The following is a 16,712-nucleotide window of genomic DNA, read 5'->3' on the forward strand; positions in this document are numbered from 1 at the left end:
ATATCGACCCATGAGTGATTTCTTCATCTGGCTGGCTATTGTGTTTTGCTTGACACAATCGGCCATTTTCTCCGGGCTCAACCTGGCGATTTTTAGCCTGAATCGTCTGGATCTGGAAATTACCGCCAGGAACAATAACGATATCGGCATCAAGCGCGTGCTTGGCTTGCGGCAGAACGCTAATTTCACCCTGACCACTATCCTGTGGGGCAATGTCGCCATCAATGTATTATTGACTTTACTGGCAGACTCCATCCTGGCTGGTGTCAGTGCATTCATGTTTTCTGCTGTTGTCATCACCTTTGCCGGTGAAATCTTTCCCCAGGCTTATTTTTCACGTCACGCACTGATGATGGCCGTCAGGCTCGCGCCAGTATTGCGTTTATATCAGTTTTTGCTATGGCCGGTTGCATGGCCATCCGGCAAGCTGCTGGATGCATGGATTGGCCCGGAAGGCATTCCCTGGCTGGGTGAACAGGAACTGCAGCAAATACTGGAACAGCATGGCCGTGACAGAACGACCGAAATCAGTCATGTCGAGGCTACCGGCGCCGTCAATTTCCTGACGCTTGATGATCTACCCGTTAATCAGGAAGGGGAGTGGCTCGACCCTAAAAGCATTTTTTGTTTGCCATTTCAGGTCGGTCAGCCAGTTTTCCCCGAGATTGGCAGAAACACCAGCGATCCTTTCCTCAAGCAGATCGCCGCCTGCGGTAAAAAATGGATCGTACTCATTGATACGGAAAACGAGCCTCGCCTGGTAGCAAACGCACCTGCCCTGCTGCGCGCGGCACTTTTCGGTCAAATCACGTTTAACCCAATACATTTCTGCCATCGACCATTGGTCGTGCGCGATCCACTGCTGCCACTGGGACAAGCGCTCACTCATTTGACAGTGCAGCCAGAACATCCGGAAGATGACGTTATTGATAAGGATCTGATATTAGTCTGGCATCAGAATAAACACCGTATTATTACCGGCTCTGATCTACTGGGTCGTCTGTTGCGTCGCATTGCCCGTCAGAAACCATGAATGAAAACCCTTCACCATGACCGAAGATATCAGCCTGCTCGGCCTTTTTATTAGTAGTTTTCTTGCCGCAACTTTATTACCAGGAGGTTCGGAAGCAGTGCTGGTTGGGGTATTACTCACCTATCCGGAATTACTCTGGCCAGCGTTGAGTATTGCGACACTGGGCAATACGCTGGGCGGAATGAGCTCCTATCTGATTGGTCGTCTATTGCCGGATGAGCAAGCCTTATCCCAAAAAATAGGCCGTTACATGCACGGCCTGGAATGGACTCGCCGTCATGGCGCCCCGATTTTATTGCTTTCGTGGGCGCCACTGATCGGCGATATATTATGCGTGGCTGCCGGATGGTTGCGTATTCACTGGTTTCCGGCCTTATTATTTATTGCTGCTGGAAAATTTGCACGCTACTGGTTGATTGCCATGGCGATCAATTAGCCAGCAGTTTCTGCAATTCTCCATTCTGAAACATTTCAGACATAATGTCCGATCCACCCACAAACTCACCTTTGACATACAGCTGCGGAATAGTAGGCCAGCTTGAGAATTCCTTGATACCCTGACGAATACCAGCATCAGCAAGCACATCTACCGCATGAATATCCTCCACTCCACAGGCTTTGAGTATCCGCACTGCATTGGCAGAAAAACCGCATTGCGGCTGATCCGGCGTTCCTTTCATAAACAGTACCACAGGATGGGCGGCTATCTGTTGTTCTATCGAATCAATTACATCCATGTTAATCACTCCTCAACTATTATTTAATATTGGTATTTCTCTGAATTCAGGTGCTGTCATCCAGCTGAGCTATCTTACACATAATTTTTACACCAGAAATATTTCCGCATAACCAGAACGTATTAAAGGTTCGGTAACTGGAAATTCATTAGCAGTATCCGCCACTCACTCGATCAATTTTTGAAAAATCTGATTGACAGATCAATCCTGTAAACCCGGCAGCAGTTAAAAGTTGACGGCAGGCCGTTGCCTGGTTATATCCATGTTCAAACAACAGCCATCCGCCTTGATGCAGAAAACGAGGTGCCTGCGAAATAATTTCGTGCAGACAACTTAATCCATCATGCTTAGCCACCAACGCCAGCATGGGTTCAAAGCGTAAATCACCCTGTTGAAGATGCGGATCAGCACAGGCAATATAGGGCGGATTGGCAACGATCAAGTCAAACTTTATTTTTCCAAGAGCCGCATACCAATTACTTGCCACAAAATTAACATTGTTGACCGAAATCCGTTCCGCATTTTTGCAGGCAAGCAATAGCGCTTTAGTCGAGATATCGAGCGCAAGGACATGAGCATGAGGGCGATGCCTGGCAATAGTGATGGCAATCGCCCCACTGCCTGTTCCCAGATCAAGAATATTGCAGCCATGATTGACTGGAATCGTTGCCAATGCGGTTTCTACCAATAATTCTGTTTCTGGGCGTGGAATCAATACATCTGGCGTGACCTCAAAGCTGAGGTCATAAAATCCCTGTTTGTTTGTCAGATAGGCGACCGGTACACCAGCTATCCGTTCGCTCAGTAATTCATGAAAGACCCTCGTTTGTTCCGCAGTCAGTAAATAATCGGGATGAGCCGCCAGAAATGCTGCATTGACATCAAGAACATGTTGCAACAACCAACTGACCTCCAGCCGATCAAGCTTATCTGTCCATCGCTGCAGTTCATCCGCAATGATTGCCATATCAGGCCGTACACCTGTTATTGGTTAAATAATAGCCGGTCAATTTTCCGTAATGGCAGCCAGTTGTGCCGCTTGATGTTCAGCAACCAGTGCAGCGCAAAGTTCTTCCAGATCACCGTCCATAATTTGGTCCATTTTATACAGCGTCAGGTTGATACGGTGATCGGTAACTCGTCCCTGTGGAAAATTATAAGTGCGGATCCGTTCGGAACGTTCTCCACTGCCCACCAGGGATTTGCGAGTGGCTGCCTGCTCGGCTTGTTGTGCCTGCATCTGTTTATTCTGAATACGGGATGCCAGAACGCTCAGCGCCTGTGCCTTGTTTTTGTGCTGAGAGCGCCCTTCCTGACATTCAACTACGATGCCGGTTGGCAAATGGGTAATACGTACTGCCGAGTCGGTTTTGTTGATGTGCTGGCCACCCGCACCGGATGCTCGGAAAGTATCAATCCTGAGCTCGGCTGGATTCAGCGTAACCTGCGCCAGTTCATCTGCTTCAGGAATGACAGCAACCGTACAGGTGGAGGTATGAACACGGCCCTGGGTTTCGGTAACCGGAACACGCTGAACCCGATGCGCGCCCGATTCAAATTTCAGCCTGGAATAGGCGCCTTTACCGAGGATGCGCGCAATGATCTCCTTGTATCCCCCTATTTCTGACGGGCTTTGTGAAACAATTTCAACTTGCCAGCCCTGGCGCTCCGCAAAACGGGTATACATCCGAAATAAAACTCCAGCAAACAGTGCGGATTCATCGCCACCCGTACCCGCACGAATTTCAAGAAAAATATTATGCTCATCAGCCGGATCTTTTGGCAGTAACTGTTTCAATAAAGCCATTTCAAGCTCAATAAGTTTCTGCTTGCACGTATCTATCTCAGCTTCAGCATAAACTCGCAGTTGAGGATCCACGCTTATTTCTCTCGCCGCCGCGATATCGCCTTCAGTCTGATGATAGCAACGATAAAGATCAACAACAGGGGTAATTTCTGCTCTTTCACGGGAGAGATTGCGTAAGTTATCCAGATCACTGGCGATCTTTTCACTACTCAACAGCCGATCCAGCTCTTCCAGGCGTGTACTCAGCCGGGTAAGCTGATCAATAATGCCTTTGTTCATTCGGAATGATGCAGTTGGTATAACCGGTTGACCAGCTCGACGAGTTGTTCGCGCTCGCTATCCGAAGCATTATTGAGTGCCGTAGAAGGAAGGTGTAAAAATTTATTAGTCAGACCGCTACTCAGCGTTTCGAGTACTTTGGCAGGGTCTTCTCCTTTTGCCAGAAGCCTCTGTGCCCGATCCAGTTCATGGCGACGATGCCGTTCCGCATGATCTCGTAATGCCCGAATAGTCGGCACGGTCTGACGTGCTGATACCCAGCGCATGAAATCATTTACATTGGATTCAATAATGGTTTCTGCTTCGGTAACGGCACTCTGCCGGTTATCCAGTCCCTCTTTGACAATATCGGCCAGGTCATCCACGTAATATAAAAACACATCATCCAATTCCGCGACTTCCTGCTCCACATCCCGTGGCACAGCCAGATCAATAATAAAAATCGGACGATGCTTACGTAATTTGATCGCTCGCTCCAGCATACCTTTGCCAAGTATGGGCAAAGGACTCGCAGTACAGGTCACTACGATGTCATGCAACGCCAGCTGCTCCGGCAATTCACCCAGCGAGATCGGTTGCGCATTAAAGCGGCGTGATAGCAACTCAGCGCGTTCGATTGTACGGTTGGCTACTGTTACGCTAATCGGGCGTTTAGCAACGAAATGTGCCGCACATAATTCGATCATTTCCCCCGCACCAATAAACAGTATGCGTTGTTCGCTGATATCACCAAAAATTCTTTCTGCCAGGCGCGCCGCCGCCGCTGCCATGGATACCGAACAAGCGCCTATTTCTGTGGAAGTGCGGACTTCTTTTGCTACAAAAAATGTTCGCTGAAAGGTTTTATGCAACAATAATCCCAGTGTGCCCGCTGCTTCGGCTGATTTGACCGCATTTTTTATTTGTCCCAGTATCTGCGGCTCACCCAGCACCATAGAATCAAGTCCGCTAGCCACGCGAAATACGTGTTTGACGGCCTGTTCACGAGTTAACTTATAAAGGTACGGTTCCAGGTCTACCGGTTGAAGATGGTGAAAATTTGCCAGCCAATTGACAGCCTGTTCTGGTGCATCGGTATTGCAGTATATTTCGGTACGGTTACAAGTAGAGACAATAGCCGCTTCTTTGACCGGGCGATGTCCAACCAGGTCATGAAGTGCATGCTGCACAGACTCCTGCGGGAAAGCAACATGCTCGCGAATATCCAAAGGTGCCGTATGATGATTGATACCAAAAGCAAAAAGTTGCATGGAGTTTTCCCGATAACGCAAGGCTTAAAGCTGTTAATTATAGCGGAACTTTTGACAGCATGAATTAATGGAAGTTACGGCACTTGGCTAGTTCTCAGTTATTTTTGCGTTATAACGGATTCTGACTTGACATCGATATCATGACGTTTCTACCATAGCGGTTTCTTCAGGGAGTAATTGTGTCAATCGAGTCAATCAGAAACTTTATTGCCAAAGACATGGGTGATGTCGATATCGTGATTCGACAAAAACTCCATTCGCATGTCGCGCTTATACAGCAAGTTAGTGAATACATTATCAACAGTGGCGGAAAGCGCTTACGTCCTGCGTTGGTGGTTTTATCAGCGGGCGTATTTGGCTATTCAGGATCTTCTCATCATGTGCTGGCCGCAGTTGTTGAATTTATCCATACCGCCACCTTGCTGCACGATGATGTGGTGGATGATTCGAGTATGCGGCGCAATCATGCCACCGCCAATGCGCTGTTTGGTAATGCCGCCAGTGTTCTGGTTGGTGATTTTCTGTATTCACGCGCATTTCAGATGATGGTGGAAATTCAGAACATGCGGGTTATGGAAGTGCTGGCAGACGCGACCAACACTATTGCTGAAGGTGAAGTCTTACAACTGTTGAATTGTCGCGATCCTAATGTGGAAGAAGAAAACTATCTTCGAGTTATTCGTTTCAAAACAGCCAAATTGTTTGAAGCAGCCGCACGCCTGGGTGCTATTTTGGGAACCGCTTCACCAGCCGAAGAAATTGCTCTGGCTGCATATGGCATGCACCTGGGTACAGCGTTCCAGCTGGTGGATGATCTGCTCGACTATTCGGGTGACAATCACGATACTGGAAAGAATCTTGGCGATGATCTGGCTGAAGGCAAACCTACCCTGCCACTCATTTTTGCGGCACGTACCGGGAATACTCACCAGGCTGATACGATTCGACGCGCAATTGAGACGGGGGGAGCGGACGGGTTTGAACCGGTATTACAGATCATTCGGGAAACGGGTGCATTAGATTATGCGAAACAATGTGCGCAAAAAGAATCCGGAATGGCACTGGCAGCAATCGAAGCAATCAGTGATTCCGTCTATAAGCAATGTTTAACTCAGCTGGCCGACTTCGCTGTCAACCGCAATCATTGAATTGCCAGATTGAAGTTAACATAATGAATATACTTTCGGAACGCATAGTCCATTAGTAATGCTCGGGGTGTAGCTCAGCCTGGTAGAGTACTGCGTTCGGGACGCAGGAGCCGGAGGTTCAAATCCTCTCACCCCGACCATCCTGGATTTCAATAGATTTGCTCCACTTTGGATTACAAACTGTCGGGATTACATATGGAAATCAGCTGTTATCGCGAAACCGAGATCAGCCGTGAGCAGCGGACACTACCTGCTGTCACCTACAATATGGCGGTCAGCCTGCTTGCCAGATGTCCATCCGGGCAGCTGTTTGTACCTATTCGCAGTATGCAGTTTCTGGCTATTATCGATGCGGAAGAATTTGTTTTTATAGATGGCCAGCGCAAATGCTGGATCGATATCGCCTGGCAACACTTTCATTCGTGGGAAAGAAACGCTCTGGATCAATCAGTTACTTATGATGCAGTTTTTTATAGAGAAAATCAGGAATCAATAATGTTACGCCTGCAGCAGGAATTTCCACTGGCGCTACGTGTCATGATAGCCAGGGAACGCCCGGCTAGCCCGGCAAAGGTCATCAAGTTTCCCGCAAAAATATTGCCGGCTGATTAATCATCGTCTCCCAGTTCAACATTCCAGCCACTACGTTTTGCCTCCAGAATCCGCTGCTCGTATAACAATGCGTGTCGCTGCTGCAACTCCGGCGGCAATCGGCTGGGTAAATGCGCAAAATCTTCCCATGCCGTATGCACCTTCTCATACAGATTCTGCATTTGCGATGAACTCCAGTCTTGGCAGGTTTCGGTTTCGGGCAAAATACCGAATACCCAGGCATCGATGACAATCCGGCCAAGATGCGTCAGGCCGCCATTCTTATCCTGGTTAATTCCACAGTAGTGCTGTTCATTCATCCTGTCTTCCTATTTGTCATGTAATTGTTAACGAGTCAGACCAGCATACAGCAGTGGCAATTTTTCTGGTAACCGTTGCACATGATCGACCACCATATAATTGCGTTCACCAAATATTCTCGAAACATATTGATCCGCACGCGGGTCAAGGCTCATGCAATAAGTAACCACTCCGTTGCGTGCCGCTTCCTCCACGGCTTTCTTAGTATCGAAACGCAAGTATTGCGGATCACGCACATCCACATCAGCAGGCTCTCCATCCGTGATCACCAACAGCAATTTTTTTGACGCCGCCTGCAATTTCAGAAAATGGTTCGCATGACGAATGGCCGCGCCCATACGAGTGGAAAGTTGCCCCTTCATCCCCGCCAGCCTGGTTTTGGGCAACTCATTATAAGGCTGATCGAAATCCTTGAAACGGTAGTACTCAACATCGTGCCGTCCATCCGAACAAAAACCGTGTATTGCAAACGGATCACCAATGCGGTTGATCGCATCCGCCAGTAATACTGTCGCCTGCCGGGTTAGATCCAATACCGTAAAATCCTGCCCTGCAACAACATCATTGGTAGATTCAGACAAATCCAGCAACACCAGCACCGCAATATCCCGCACTTTGCGCACTGAGCGCATCATCACCCGTGGATCGGGTTGCTGCCCCATGCGCGCATCGATCAATGCTGCAACGGCAGCGTTGATGTCGATCTCATCCCCATCCTCCAGCTTGCGAATACGCTGCACACCCTGAGGCTGCATGGCATCCAGCAGGAATTTCATCCGATGAATTTCGCGTTTATACTGAGAGGTGATCTCATCGATCAACTGTATATCGCCTAATTTTGGCCGCTTTTCCTGAACGGTTGCCCAGGAAGGGCGCTCCAGCTGGATCTGATAATCCCATTCAGCATAGTGAAACGGTGATGCCAATGGTTCCTTACCTTCCAGCGTATTGTAGGAAACACCATGATCTTCATACGGAAATAATTCCGTTCCCAGTACCCAGATTTCCTGCGCGTCGTCACCCGCAGTCTCAACATCGAGTTCATTGATGAATTCCATGATGCCAACATTTTTACGCACTTGCTTGGGCGCTTCATACCCGGCAGCAACCGAACGTTCAAAATCGAATTCCTCAAATTCCCAGAAATAGCGATTGTCATCACGATAGGGCGCAGTCAATACATCCGTTCGTGGATTGAACCCGATTTTCTTGCCTGCAATCTCATGCGCCAGCTGCACACCGATATCCCAACTGATTTGATTATCCTGTAACCGATCCTGCGCCTGTGAAAACAGCAAACGTCCCTGGCTGATCCACGCATCGGAATCGTTGTAATCCGGATCCAGCAGTGCACGCGCGAGACGATTCAAATAATCGCCGATACTGTTCTGCATTTCTGGAGTAGCGGTATGCAATACCGCCCAGAGTTCACGCAGCCTGGGAAACCGTCGAATGGTCAGTGCCTCGACGCGCGCATCTTCAATGACGGAAATAACGGCCATCTGCAATGGGTTCAATGACTCCGCAGAAATGGGAGTCTGGGTTTCAACCAGATGCGCCGCTGCATGGGTTGCCGCCGCACGATACACTTCAGTTGCCGACACATCGCCATACGTATCGAATGCATCGGGCAAATGCAGGATATAGTCCTCAATGAAAGGGCGGTAACCTTCTCGGCTTTCAAAATCTCCCGATGTCGGTCGCATGTAAAAATCCCGCGCCCACAGCGCCCGCAGATACATATTGATCCGCCGCTGAATATCGACGAACAACGTCCCCTTGCGTTCCTGCTGCAACATGGCCAGCGACTCTTTGGAACTCAAGCTGAAATAGGCAATCTGCGCCTCGTAATCGGTACGATGCGCATGTGCCCCCCACATTGCCCAGCGCCGCAGTCCACCCAGCGTCAATTGGCTGAACAGGAAATCCAGCTTGTCCAGCATCGGCCGCACTCCACGTGGTGCCTGGGCGATCAAATGCCCCAAAAACTGCAAATACCCAGTAAACAGATTGGCGTCACCCATCCTTTTGGCGGCAGTTGCCGACGTCGCAATGATCATTTCCACCACGGCACCCGAGGTTTTCGACGCCAGCATCAGACAGGTGGTAGCAAGTTCACTGATCACATCTTCGCCAACTTCCTTGGCAACTAAGGGCGCTTCGTCAATCCAGGATTCGACCAGACTGCGGCCACGTCCGAGCCCCTGCAACGCAGAGACCCCCTTCAGATAATTATCCAGACCTCGTGGTGAGAGAACCCGGGTTGCATCATGCCAGGTTGCCTCAAGCAGTGCCTTCGACTCGGGCGGCAGCGATGCCAGTAATTCATCATAGTCCGTCAGTTTCAAACTCATGCTATTCCTCGAAGAAAGGTTGTTCTGACTGAAAACAGGGATATCAGAAGAAAGTGGTAACCGCAGCATCAAGCGCATCACGCATATCGGGATCGTCAGTCAGTGGCCGCACCAATGCCATGTGGCAGGCAGCGCGAACATCGACACCTTTGGCAATCAGATTGCCCGCATAAATCAGCATACGCGTCGAAATACCTTCATCCAGCCCATGCCCTTTCAGATTGCGGGCGCGCTCGGCAATTGCAACCAATTTACCCGCGATGTCTGCCTGAATACCCGTCTCATGTGTCACGATTTCAGTTTCAATATCCGCTTGCGGATAATTAAAATCAAGCGCACCAAAACGCTGTTTGGTCGATTGTTTCAGATCTTTCATCAAGCTTTGATAACCGGGGTTGTAGGAAATCACCAACTGGAAATCAGCATGTGCATGCACGAGTTCTCCCTTTTTTTCCAGGGGCAGCATTCTACGGTTATCAGTCAATGGATGGATTACGACAGTTGTATCCTGTCTGGCTTCAACCACTTCATCCAGATAGCAGATTGCGCCATAACGGGCGGCAGTCGTCAGAGGGCCATCCTGCCAGCGTGTTCCCTGCGCATCCAGTAGAAACCGCCCGACCAGATCAGAAGCGGTCATGTCTTCGTTACAGGCAACCGTAATCAGTGGCTTTTTCAGTTTCCACGCCATGTATTCGACAAAACGAGTTTTGCCGCAACCAGTCGGGCCTTTCAGCATCATGGGCATACGCACCGAATAAGCGGCCTCGTATAACGTGACTTCATCCGTAACGGGACGGTAATAAGGTTTATCTTTAATAAAAAACTGTTTGATTGCATCGCTCATTATTTTCTCCTGCGTTATAACCACATGGGCCGACACACAAAAAACCCCCCGTTACCTTCCGGCAACGGGGGGTTTTACAAGTCCCGCGCCGTACTTCTAAACCGTCTTGCCGCGGTAAATCACCATGGCTGTTCCCTGACTCTGCGCGAAGTTGTCGTAGCCAATCAGACGCACATGATTATTCGGATTGGCTTTATGACAAGCCTCCGCTTCCTTCAGAATATGGTCCACATCGGTTTCACCAAACATCGGGAGTTTCCACATGTACCAGTAATTACTCATCAGGTATTCTGGCTCGGTATGTTCTACTGCCGGGTTCCAGCCTTTTTTAACAATATATTCAACCTGTTTTCTGATTTGTGCTTCGCCCAAAGCAGGCAAATAAGAAAAGGTTTCAAATTTCCGGCTGGCCGGATCACTCAGACGGCTTTTATAGTCAATCATTTCAGACATTTATTTACTCCAAAATTAAGATAGAAAACAGGTGCGCTTACTTATGTGCCACATCAAGTTTGTCCACGGTATCGAACTCAAATTTAATTTCTTTCCAGGTTTCCATGGCAATTTTGAGTTCCGGACTGCTTTTTGCTGCATCAGTCAGAATGGCTTTACCTTCTTTCTCGATTTGTACGCCACGATTGCGTGCTTCCACACAGGCTTCCAGCGCAACGCGATTGGCAGCGGCTCCTGCCGCATTACCCCAGGGGTGTCCTAACGTTCCGCCACCAAACTGCAAACAGGCATCATCACCAAAAATAGCGACCAATGCAGGCATGTGCCACACATGAATACCCCCTGACGCTACCGGGAAGACACCTGGCATGGAACCCCAATCCTGATCGAAGAAAATACCTCGGCTGCGATCTTCCTTGATGAAGGATTCACGCATAATATCAATCCATCCCAATGTCGCTTCGCGGTCACCTTCCAGTTTTCCGACAACAGTCCCTGAGTGCAGATGATCGCCACCCGACAGACGCAGGATTTTAGCCAGCACCCGGAAATGAATGCCATGATGCGGATTGCGGTCAAGCACGGCATGCATCGCACGGTGAATGTGAAGTAAAATTCCATTGTCACGGCACCAGTTAGCCAGTCCGGTATTGGCACAGAATCCGCCTGTAATGTAGTCATGCATAATGATCGGGGCGCCGATTTCCTTGGCGTATTCCGCACGCTTGTACATTTCCTCTGGCGTCGGGGCGGTAACGTTCAGGTAATGCCCTTTGCGCTCGCCAGTCTCACGTTCCGCTTTGTGGATTGCTTCCATCACAAAGTCGAAACGTTGACGCCAACGCATAAATGGCTGACTGTTAACGTTTTCATCATCCTTTGTCAGATCCAGGCCACCACGCAGGCACTCATAAACCGCACGACCATAGTTTTTAGCCGACAAGCCTAGTTTTGGTTTAATCGTACATCCCAGCAGCGCTCTACCATATTTATTAAGAATGTCGCGTTCAACCTGAATTCCATGAGGTGGGCCACCACAGGTCTTGACGTAGGCTATGGGGAAACGCACATCTTCCAGACGCAATCCTCTGATAGCCTTGAAACCGAATACATTACCAACCAGAGAGGTGAAGACATTGACGACTGAGCCTTCTTCAAACAGATCAATTGGGTAAGCGATAAAAGCAAAAAAACAGGTATCGTCGCCAGGGACATCTTCGATCCGATAAGCGCGACCCTTGTAGTAATCGAGATCGGTCAACAGATCTGTCCAGACTGTCGTCCAGGTACCGGTAGAAGACTCAGCAGCCACTGCGGCGGCCGCTTCTTCGCGATCAACACCTGGTTGCGGGGTGATTTTGAAACAGGCCAGAATATCGGTCTCGTTTGGCGTGTATTCCGGTGTCCAATAGGTTTGCCGATATTCTTTTACACCGGCGGTATAGGTTTTTTTAGCGCTCATGCTTGCAATCTCCTGAAAAGTCTCACCCGAATCACGATCTATTCACCAGGCGAGTCACTGTTTTAAAAATCAAACGATACTGCAGGTATCACTATATCGCGCATCAATCATAAGTACAAATTAATAAACATGATGGTTACAATAAGCTTATATTTATGATTACACTTTATCTTGCCATGCTACACATTACATTACGTCAACTAAAAGTTTTTGAGTCTGTGGCACGTCTGCTCAATTTCACACGTGCGGCAGAAGAACTACACTTAACCCAGCCAGCCGTGTCGATTCAAATTAAACAGCTGGAAGATGCGGTCGCGCTGCCATTATTCGAGCAGATAGGAAAACGCATCTATCTGACTGAAGCCGGACAGGAACTCTTCAACTATAGCCGCAGCATTTCCCAGCAACTGGCAGATATGGAACTGGCGCTTGAGGAATTAAAGGGTGTGCAACGCGGCAAGCTCAATATCGCTGTGGTCAGTACAGCCAATTATTTTGTACCAGGTCTGCTGGCGCGATTCACCCAGCGCTATCCGAACATTACCATCAGTCTGCATGTTTCCAATCGGGAGAACGTGCTTAAGCAATTAGCTGACAATCTGACTGATCTCGCCATCATGGGTCAACCTCCTGGCGATATCGACATCAGTTCCGAGTCATTTGTAGAAAACCCGTTGGTCATTATTGCACCACCTGGCCATCCCCTCTGCGGCGAACGACAGATTCCAGTAACACGGTTGGAGCAAGAGATTTTTCTTGTCAGGGAAGCAGGATCCGGCACACGCAGCGCGATGGAACGCTTTTTTTCTCAGGCCAAAATCCGCATCAACAAGGGAATGGAAGCTGATACCACCGAAGCCATCAAGCAGGGAGTCCAGGCGGGCATGGGGCTGGGCATTATGTCGATGCATACGATCCAACTGGAACTCGAAACCGGCCGATTACAACTACTTGATGTACAAGGATTTCCGATTATGCGTGACTGGTATATCGTTCACCGAAAGAACAAACGGTTTTCCAACATTTCCATAGCATTCAAACAATTTCTGCTGCAGGAAGCCGCCACATTGGTTACAGAAAACAGAAATGATTCAATACCTCGCAAAAATTACTAAATTATTCGGACTCGACATCCGTTATCAATCTGGCGACCGAACCAGAATACCAGCAACCAGTACGATACCCAGATAGCCAGCAATCATCTGATCGACAACTATTTTCAAGGAGCATGTAATGTCAGACAAGAATTTAAAATTTCTAGTAGTGGATGATTTCTCAACCATGCGCAGAATTGTACGTAACCTGCTCAAGGAGCTGGGCTTCCAAAATGTAGAAGAAGCCGAGGACGGGGCAGCGGCCTTAAGAAAATTAAGAGAAGGAGGCTTTGATTTTGTAGTATCCGACTGGAATATGCCCAACATGGATGGATTAACGATGCTGCAGAATGTACGTGCAGACGAATCCCTTAAGCATTTGCCAGTATTAATGGTCACTGCGGAAGCAAAAAAGGAAAATATTATTGCCGCAGCACAGGCAGGTGCAAATGGCTATATTGTCAAACCCTTCACGTCCGCCACGCTTGACGAAAAACTGAACAAGATTTTGCAGAACATGACCGTGCATGCATAAGATTCGCAAAAATTCTGTTAGCAAAATGAACCAGGCCAGTTGTATGATTTCTGACAGCAAGGATCGTCTGGTTTATGTCATTCAGCAAACGTCTCATGCGACTGATTGTGTACTTCACGCTGTTGAATATGCACAGCCGCTCCAGGATGAACTTGCTGTCCACGCTCAAGAATTATTGGCCCAATGGCAACTGCTGCTGGAAAACAGCCCAATGAAACATGCAGACCAACAGGCACTACGGGCAACATTGACTCAGACAATTGACTTTCTGAATGAAGTACCTAAAAAATCAGGTTTGACCAAGCAATATCTAACTGAAATTCTGATCACACAAAGTCATCAGGATTTAACTGGCCAAGTCATGCAAAAATTACTGCAAACATTTGAAATAATGGAACGGCAACAGTCATTCACAAAGAAATCCATCAATACAAAAACAGATATTCAGAAAAAAGAAACCGGGATGGCAAACGGTCCGGTTATTGATCACGCAAAACAACCGGATACCTTAGCCAATCAAGATCAGGTTGATAACCTGCTCGCAAAACTAGGTTTGTGAAATTTCAGCTCAAACTCCCACCGGAATTCTTCAGGCGCACCAGATCTATATTACCCACGCACAATATTATCCCTGAACAAGATACAAACCAGCTTGCCAGAGCTGATTGCGACAACCGCGACCGAACGCCTGCTACGCATTGAAATCGAAGGCTACACCCTGCATCATCACGTCATGACAAAATAGACCGATGATCGTATCGCGGTTGAAATGGTCACCGAGACTAAAAAACGTTTTCCCACTCTCAGCGCCTGCAGTTTCGACAAAGGCTTTCATTCGCCCATCAACCAGACTGACCTGGCCTGACAGCTTGACCAGGTTACGCTGCCCAAAAAAGGCAAACTGTCCAAAGCGCCCCAAACGGCCTGAAATCTTTTTAGACGAAAAAGCGCCTATTTCGATAATGCTGCCGCAACATCCCGGAAACTATTCAGTCCTGCTTCAAGATTGTCAATAATCTCAAGGGCCAGTTCATCCGGTTCGGGTAAATTGTCCAGATCAGCCAGACTCTTATCCTTCAACCAAAAAATATCCAGACTGGTTTTGTCGCGTGCCATGATTTGATCAAGGCTGTATTTACGCCAGCGGCCTTCAGGATTGCTCTGTTCGTTCGTAACCGTCCAACGCTCCCATCTATCTTTCCTGCTGTTTAAGTGATTGAATGAACGCTGGTGTAAGTGGCAGCAATTCATCGATGCGGTTATTGGGCCAGGTCGGTAGTCTGGCGAGGGTGTCTGCAAGCCATGCGGCGGGATCGAGTTTGTTGAGTTGCGCGGTACCGAACAAGGTTTGAATGGCAGCGGCGCGTTGACCGGCACGTTCCGATCCGGTGAATAGCCAATTCTTTTTGCCGATTGCGATCGGGCGGATGGTGTTCTCCACCGGGTTGTTGTCGATCGGAAGAGAGCCGGTTTGTGCGTAGCGGATGAGACCTGGCCAGCGTCTGAGGGTATAGTCGAGTGCTTTGGCGGAGCCGCCGCCATTTGCGGTCTGGCTACGGGTTTGCATCAGCCAGTCATGCAATGCATGCAGTGCGGGCAGGCTTCTGTCTGCCCGCAGTTGCAGGCGATCTTCGATGCTCAGGTCTTTGCCTTCTGCTTCGATTGCGTATAAGACGCTGATGCGCTGTATCGCTGCCAATGCCATCGTGCTGGCATTGGCCTGGTGCAGGTCGAAGAATTTGCGTCGCGCATGCGCCCAGCACGCCAATTCGACACAAGGCGATGTGGCTGCGGAAAAAAGTGCTTTATACCCAGCATAGTCATCGACCATCAGGTGTCCTTGCCAATTTTGCAGAAAGTGCCGTGCATGCTGACCGCTACGGCCAGCTTGATAGTCGAAGACGATGATACGCGGCCCGGGCTCAAGATCATTGCTGCGGTAGGCCCACAGGTAGGCTTTACGGGTTTTGCCGCGACCGGGTTCCAATTGTGCAACTGGTGTTTCATCGGCATGCAGCGTGTTGCCCTGCAGTAGATGCCAGGTTAGGCGATCGACCAATGGTTGCAGGGCTACGCCGGTACGGCCTACCCATTCGGCCAGGGTGGAACGGGGCAGCGTGACCTGGTCACGGGCAGCAATCTGCTCCAGGCGATAAAGTGGCAGGTGATTCAGGTATTTGTTTGTCATCACCCAGGCAAGCAGGCCCGGGGCGGCCATGCCGCCATCGATGACTGCCGGTGGCACGGGTTCTGCCGTGATGGTTTCACAGGATTTGCAGGCGTACTGTGGGCGAATGTGGCGATGAACGAAGAATCTGGCGGGTTCCACGTCAAGCTGCTCGGTGATGTCTTCTCTGATATTAGTCAGATCGCAACCGCATCGGTCACATTGGCAGGATGCGGGTTCATGCCGGTGTTCGATGCGCGGCAGGTGATCTGGCAGCGGCTGACGACCGGCGCGGGTACGCGGCACTTTGGTGGCATTGGGGGTTGGTGTGCTGTTGATCTGTTCGATTTCAGCCTCAATGGCCGTGATATCGGTCAGCGCCGATTCTTCAAACAAAGAAAGCTGCCTGGGTGACAAGGCAGACAACGCTTCATTTTTCCTGCCAAATCGGATACGGCGCAGATGCGCCAATTCCAGGGTGAGCGCCTGAATCTTGAGTTCCAGCGCATAAACTGTCTGCTGTGTTTGCTGGGTCAGATCAAGCTGAAATGCCTGAACCAGATTGACCACCTGTTGTTTGGTGGCCGTATCGAGGTTGAGTTGATCCAGTTGCGCCAGTGAATTCATGAGATGA

General features: G+C 49.2%; 17 protein-coding genes, 1 tRNA gene and 2 pseudogenes. 9 read left to right on the forward strand and 11 right to left on the reverse strand.

Annotated features, from left to right (window positions below):
• The first annotated feature begins 10 nt into the window (after positions 1–10).
• Together IPG31_06320 and IPG31_06325 are read left to right on the forward strand one after the other, a co-directional pair.
• A complete protein-coding gene (locus IPG31_06320) occupies positions 11–1,033 on the forward strand; it encodes a DUF21 domain-containing protein (GenBank protein ID MBK6617986.1) in 1,023 nt (340 codons plus the stop codon).
• A 16-nt stretch (positions 1,034–1,049) separates the two neighbouring features.
• Complete coding sequence (locus IPG31_06325) at positions 1,050–1,469, forward strand: DedA family protein (GenBank protein MBK6617987.1); 420 nt, start codon at positions 1,050–1,052, stop codon at positions 1,467–1,469.
• Here the strand turns inward: IPG31_06325 and grxD are convergent.
• From grxD to IPG31_06345, 4 genes are all read right to left on the reverse strand, one after another.
• The gene (grxD, locus tag IPG31_06330) at positions 1,462–1,770 is read right to left on the reverse strand and encodes a Grx4 family monothiol glutaredoxin (protein MBK6617988.1); all 309 of its coding nucleotides are present in this window, start codon (positions 1,768–1,770) and stop codon (positions 1,462–1,464) included. The two genes, IPG31_06325 and grxD, sit on opposite strands and share 8 nt — an antisense overlap.
• Positions 1,771–1,918: 148 nt before the next feature.
• On the reverse strand, positions 1,919–2,737 hold the full coding sequence (gene prmC, locus IPG31_06335) for a peptide chain release factor N(5)-glutamine methyltransferase (protein MBK6617989.1): 819 nt from the start codon (positions 2,735–2,737) through the stop codon (positions 1,919–1,921).
• A 39-nt stretch (positions 2,738–2,776) separates the two neighbouring features.
• Complete coding sequence (gene prfA / locus IPG31_06340) at positions 2,777–3,856, reverse strand: peptide chain release factor 1 (protein MBK6617990.1); 1,080 nt, start codon at positions 3,854–3,856, stop codon at positions 2,777–2,779.
• The gene (locus tag IPG31_06345; protein MBK6617991.1) at positions 3,853–5,106 is read right to left on the reverse strand and encodes a glutamyl-tRNA reductase; all 1,254 of its coding nucleotides are present in this window, start codon (positions 5,104–5,106) and stop codon (positions 3,853–3,855) included. Before IPG31_06345 ends, prfA begins: the two co-directional genes overlap by 4 nt.
• A 179-nt stretch (positions 5,107–5,285) precedes the next feature.
• Here IPG31_06345 and ispB point away from each other — a divergent pair, with 179 nt between their 5' ends.
• The 3 genes from ispB to IPG31_06360 all read left to right on the forward strand — a co-directional run bounded on the left by ispB (position 5,286) and on the right by IPG31_06360 (position 6,866).
• Positions 5,286–6,254, forward strand: a complete 969-nt coding sequence (ispB, locus tag IPG31_06350; GenBank protein MBK6617992.1) for an octaprenyl diphosphate synthase — start codon at positions 5,286–5,288, stop codon at positions 6,252–6,254.
• Positions 6,255–6,317: 63 nt separating this feature from the next.
• Positions 6,318–6,394: transfer RNA gene (locus IPG31_06355), tRNA-Pro, on the forward strand.
• Positions 6,395–6,449: 55 nt separating this feature from the next.
• Entirely contained in the window at positions 6,450–6,866 is a 417-nt protein-coding gene (locus tag IPG31_06360; GenBank protein MBK6617993.1) for a hypothetical protein, read from the forward strand.
• Here IPG31_06360 and IPG31_06365 read toward each other — a convergent pair.
• The 5 genes from IPG31_06365 to IPG31_06385 form a co-directional block, all read right to left on the reverse strand.
• Complete coding sequence (locus tag IPG31_06365) at positions 6,863–7,165, reverse strand: hypothetical protein (protein MBK6617994.1); 303 nt, start codon at positions 7,163–7,165, stop codon at positions 6,863–6,865. The two genes, IPG31_06360 and IPG31_06365, sit on opposite strands and share 4 nt — an antisense overlap.
• A 27-nt stretch (positions 7,166–7,192) precedes the next feature.
• Positions 7,193–9,520, reverse strand: coding sequence for a nitric oxide reductase activation protein NorD (locus IPG31_06370; GenBank protein ID MBK6617995.1), 2,328 nt, complete (start codon positions 9,518–9,520; stop codon positions 7,193–7,195).
• A gap of 43 nt (positions 9,521–9,563) precedes the next feature.
• Positions 9,564–10,367, reverse strand: a complete 804-nt coding sequence (locus tag IPG31_06375) for a CbbQ/NirQ/NorQ/GpvN family protein (GenBank protein MBK6617996.1) — start codon at positions 10,365–10,367, stop codon at positions 9,564–9,566.
• Positions 10,368–10,463: 96 nt separating this feature from the next.
• Positions 10,464–10,820: a ribulose bisphosphate carboxylase small subunit gene (locus IPG31_06380; GenBank protein ID MBK6617997.1), complete on the reverse strand. Its 357-nt coding sequence runs from the start codon at positions 10,818–10,820 to the stop codon at positions 10,464–10,466.
• A 37-nt stretch (positions 10,821–10,857) separates the two neighbouring features.
• Positions 10,858–12,282: a form I ribulose bisphosphate carboxylase large subunit gene (locus IPG31_06385; GenBank protein ID MBK6617998.1), complete on the reverse strand. Its 1,425-nt coding sequence runs from the start codon at positions 12,280–12,282 to the stop codon at positions 10,858–10,860.
• A 176-nt stretch (positions 12,283–12,458) separates the two neighbouring features.
• On the opposite strand from IPG31_06385, the gene IPG31_06390 reads away from it, so the two are divergent.
• From IPG31_06390 to IPG31_06405, 4 genes and pseudogenes are all read left to right on the forward strand, one after another.
• Positions 12,459–13,397 (forward strand): LysR family transcriptional regulator, encoded by a 939-nt coding sequence (locus tag IPG31_06390; protein MBK6617999.1) that lies wholly within the window; start codon positions 12,459–12,461, stop codon positions 13,395–13,397.
• Positions 13,398–13,515: 118 nt separating this feature from the next.
• A complete protein-coding gene (cheY, locus tag IPG31_06395) occupies positions 13,516–13,911 on the forward strand; it encodes a chemotaxis response regulator CheY (GenBank protein MBK6618000.1) in 396 nt (131 codons plus the stop codon).
• A gap of 43 nt (positions 13,912–13,954) precedes the next feature.
• Positions 13,955–14,470 (forward strand): protein phosphatase CheZ, encoded by a 516-nt coding sequence (locus tag IPG31_06400; protein MBK6618001.1) that lies wholly within the window; start codon positions 13,955–13,957, stop codon positions 14,468–14,470.
• 153 nt (positions 14,471–14,623) lie between these two features.
• Positions 14,624–14,773: pseudogene (locus tag IPG31_06405) on the forward strand (ISNCY family transposase).
• 89 nt (positions 14,774–14,862) lie between these two features.
• Here IPG31_06405 and IPG31_06410 read toward each other — a convergent pair.
• A pseudogene (locus IPG31_06410) lies at positions 14,863–15,081 on the reverse strand (SAM-dependent DNA methyltransferase).
• Between the two features lie 22 nt (positions 15,082–15,103).
• On the reverse strand, positions 15,104–16,705 hold the full coding sequence (locus IPG31_06415; protein ID MBK6618002.1) for an IS66 family transposase: 1,602 nt from the start codon (positions 16,703–16,705) through the stop codon (positions 15,104–15,106).
• Between the last annotated feature and the right edge of the window lie 7 nt (positions 16,706–16,712).

It is taken from the genome of Nitrosomonas sp. (genome assembly GCA_016703745.1).
Classification (GTDB): Bacteria; Pseudomonadota; Gammaproteobacteria; order Burkholderiales; family Nitrosomonadaceae; genus Nitrosomonas.

What these genes read in the sequence shown, in the direction of transcription:
- prmC (MBK6617989.1), bottom strand. Translation starts at nt 2,737, where the DNA reads ATGGCAATCATTGCGGATGAACTGCAGCGATGGACAGATAAGCTTGAT.
- prfA (MBK6617990.1), bottom strand. Translation starts at nt 3,856, where the DNA reads ATGAACAAAGGCATTATTGATCAGCTTACCCGGCTGAGTACACGCCTG.
- IPG31_06370 (MBK6617995.1), bottom strand. Translation starts at nt 9,520, where the DNA reads ATGAGTTTGAAACTGACGGACTATGATGAATTACTGGCATCGCTGCCG.
- cheY (MBK6618000.1), top strand. Translation starts at nt 13,516, where the DNA reads ATGTCAGACAAGAATTTAAAATTTCTAGTAGTGGATGATTTCTCAACC.
- IPG31_06325 (MBK6617987.1), top strand. Translation starts at nt 1,050, where the DNA reads ATGACCGAAGATATCAGCCTGCTCGGCCTTTTTATTAGTAGTTTTCTT.
- IPG31_06390 (MBK6617999.1), top strand. Translation starts at nt 12,459, where the DNA reads ATGCTACACATTACATTACGTCAACTAAAAGTTTTTGAGTCTGTGGCA.
- IPG31_06400 (MBK6618001.1), top strand. Translation starts at nt 13,955, where the DNA reads ATGATTTCTGACAGCAAGGATCGTCTGGTTTATGTCATTCAGCAAACG.
- IPG31_06375 (MBK6617996.1), bottom strand. Translation starts at nt 10,367, where the DNA reads ATGAGCGATGCAATCAAACAGTTTTTTATTAAAGATAAACCTTATTAC.
- IPG31_06380 (MBK6617997.1), bottom strand. Translation starts at nt 10,820, where the DNA reads ATGTCTGAAATGATTGACTATAAAAGCCGTCTGAGTGATCCGGCCAGC.
- IPG31_06345 (MBK6617991.1), bottom strand. Translation starts at nt 5,106, where the DNA reads ATGCAACTTTTTGCTTTTGGTATCAATCATCATACGGCACCTTTGGAT.
- grxD (MBK6617988.1), bottom strand. Translation starts at nt 1,770, where the DNA reads ATGGATGTAATTGATTCGATAGAACAACAGATAGCCGCCCATCCTGTG.
- IPG31_06385 (MBK6617998.1), bottom strand. Translation starts at nt 12,282, where the DNA reads ATGAGCGCTAAAAAAACCTATACCGCCGGTGTAAAAGAATATCGGCAA.
- IPG31_06415 (MBK6618002.1), bottom strand. Translation starts at nt 16,705, where the DNA reads ATGAATTCACTGGCGCAACTGGATCAACTCAACCTCGATACGGCCACC.
- IPG31_06360 (MBK6617993.1), top strand. Translation starts at nt 6,450, where the DNA reads ATGGAAATCAGCTGTTATCGCGAAACCGAGATCAGCCGTGAGCAGCGG.
- IPG31_06320 (MBK6617986.1), top strand. Translation starts at nt 11, where the DNA reads ATGAGTGATTTCTTCATCTGGCTGGCTATTGTGTTTTGCTTGACACAA.
- IPG31_06365 (MBK6617994.1), bottom strand. Translation starts at nt 7,165, where the DNA reads ATGAATGAACAGCACTACTGTGGAATTAACCAGGATAAGAATGGCGGC.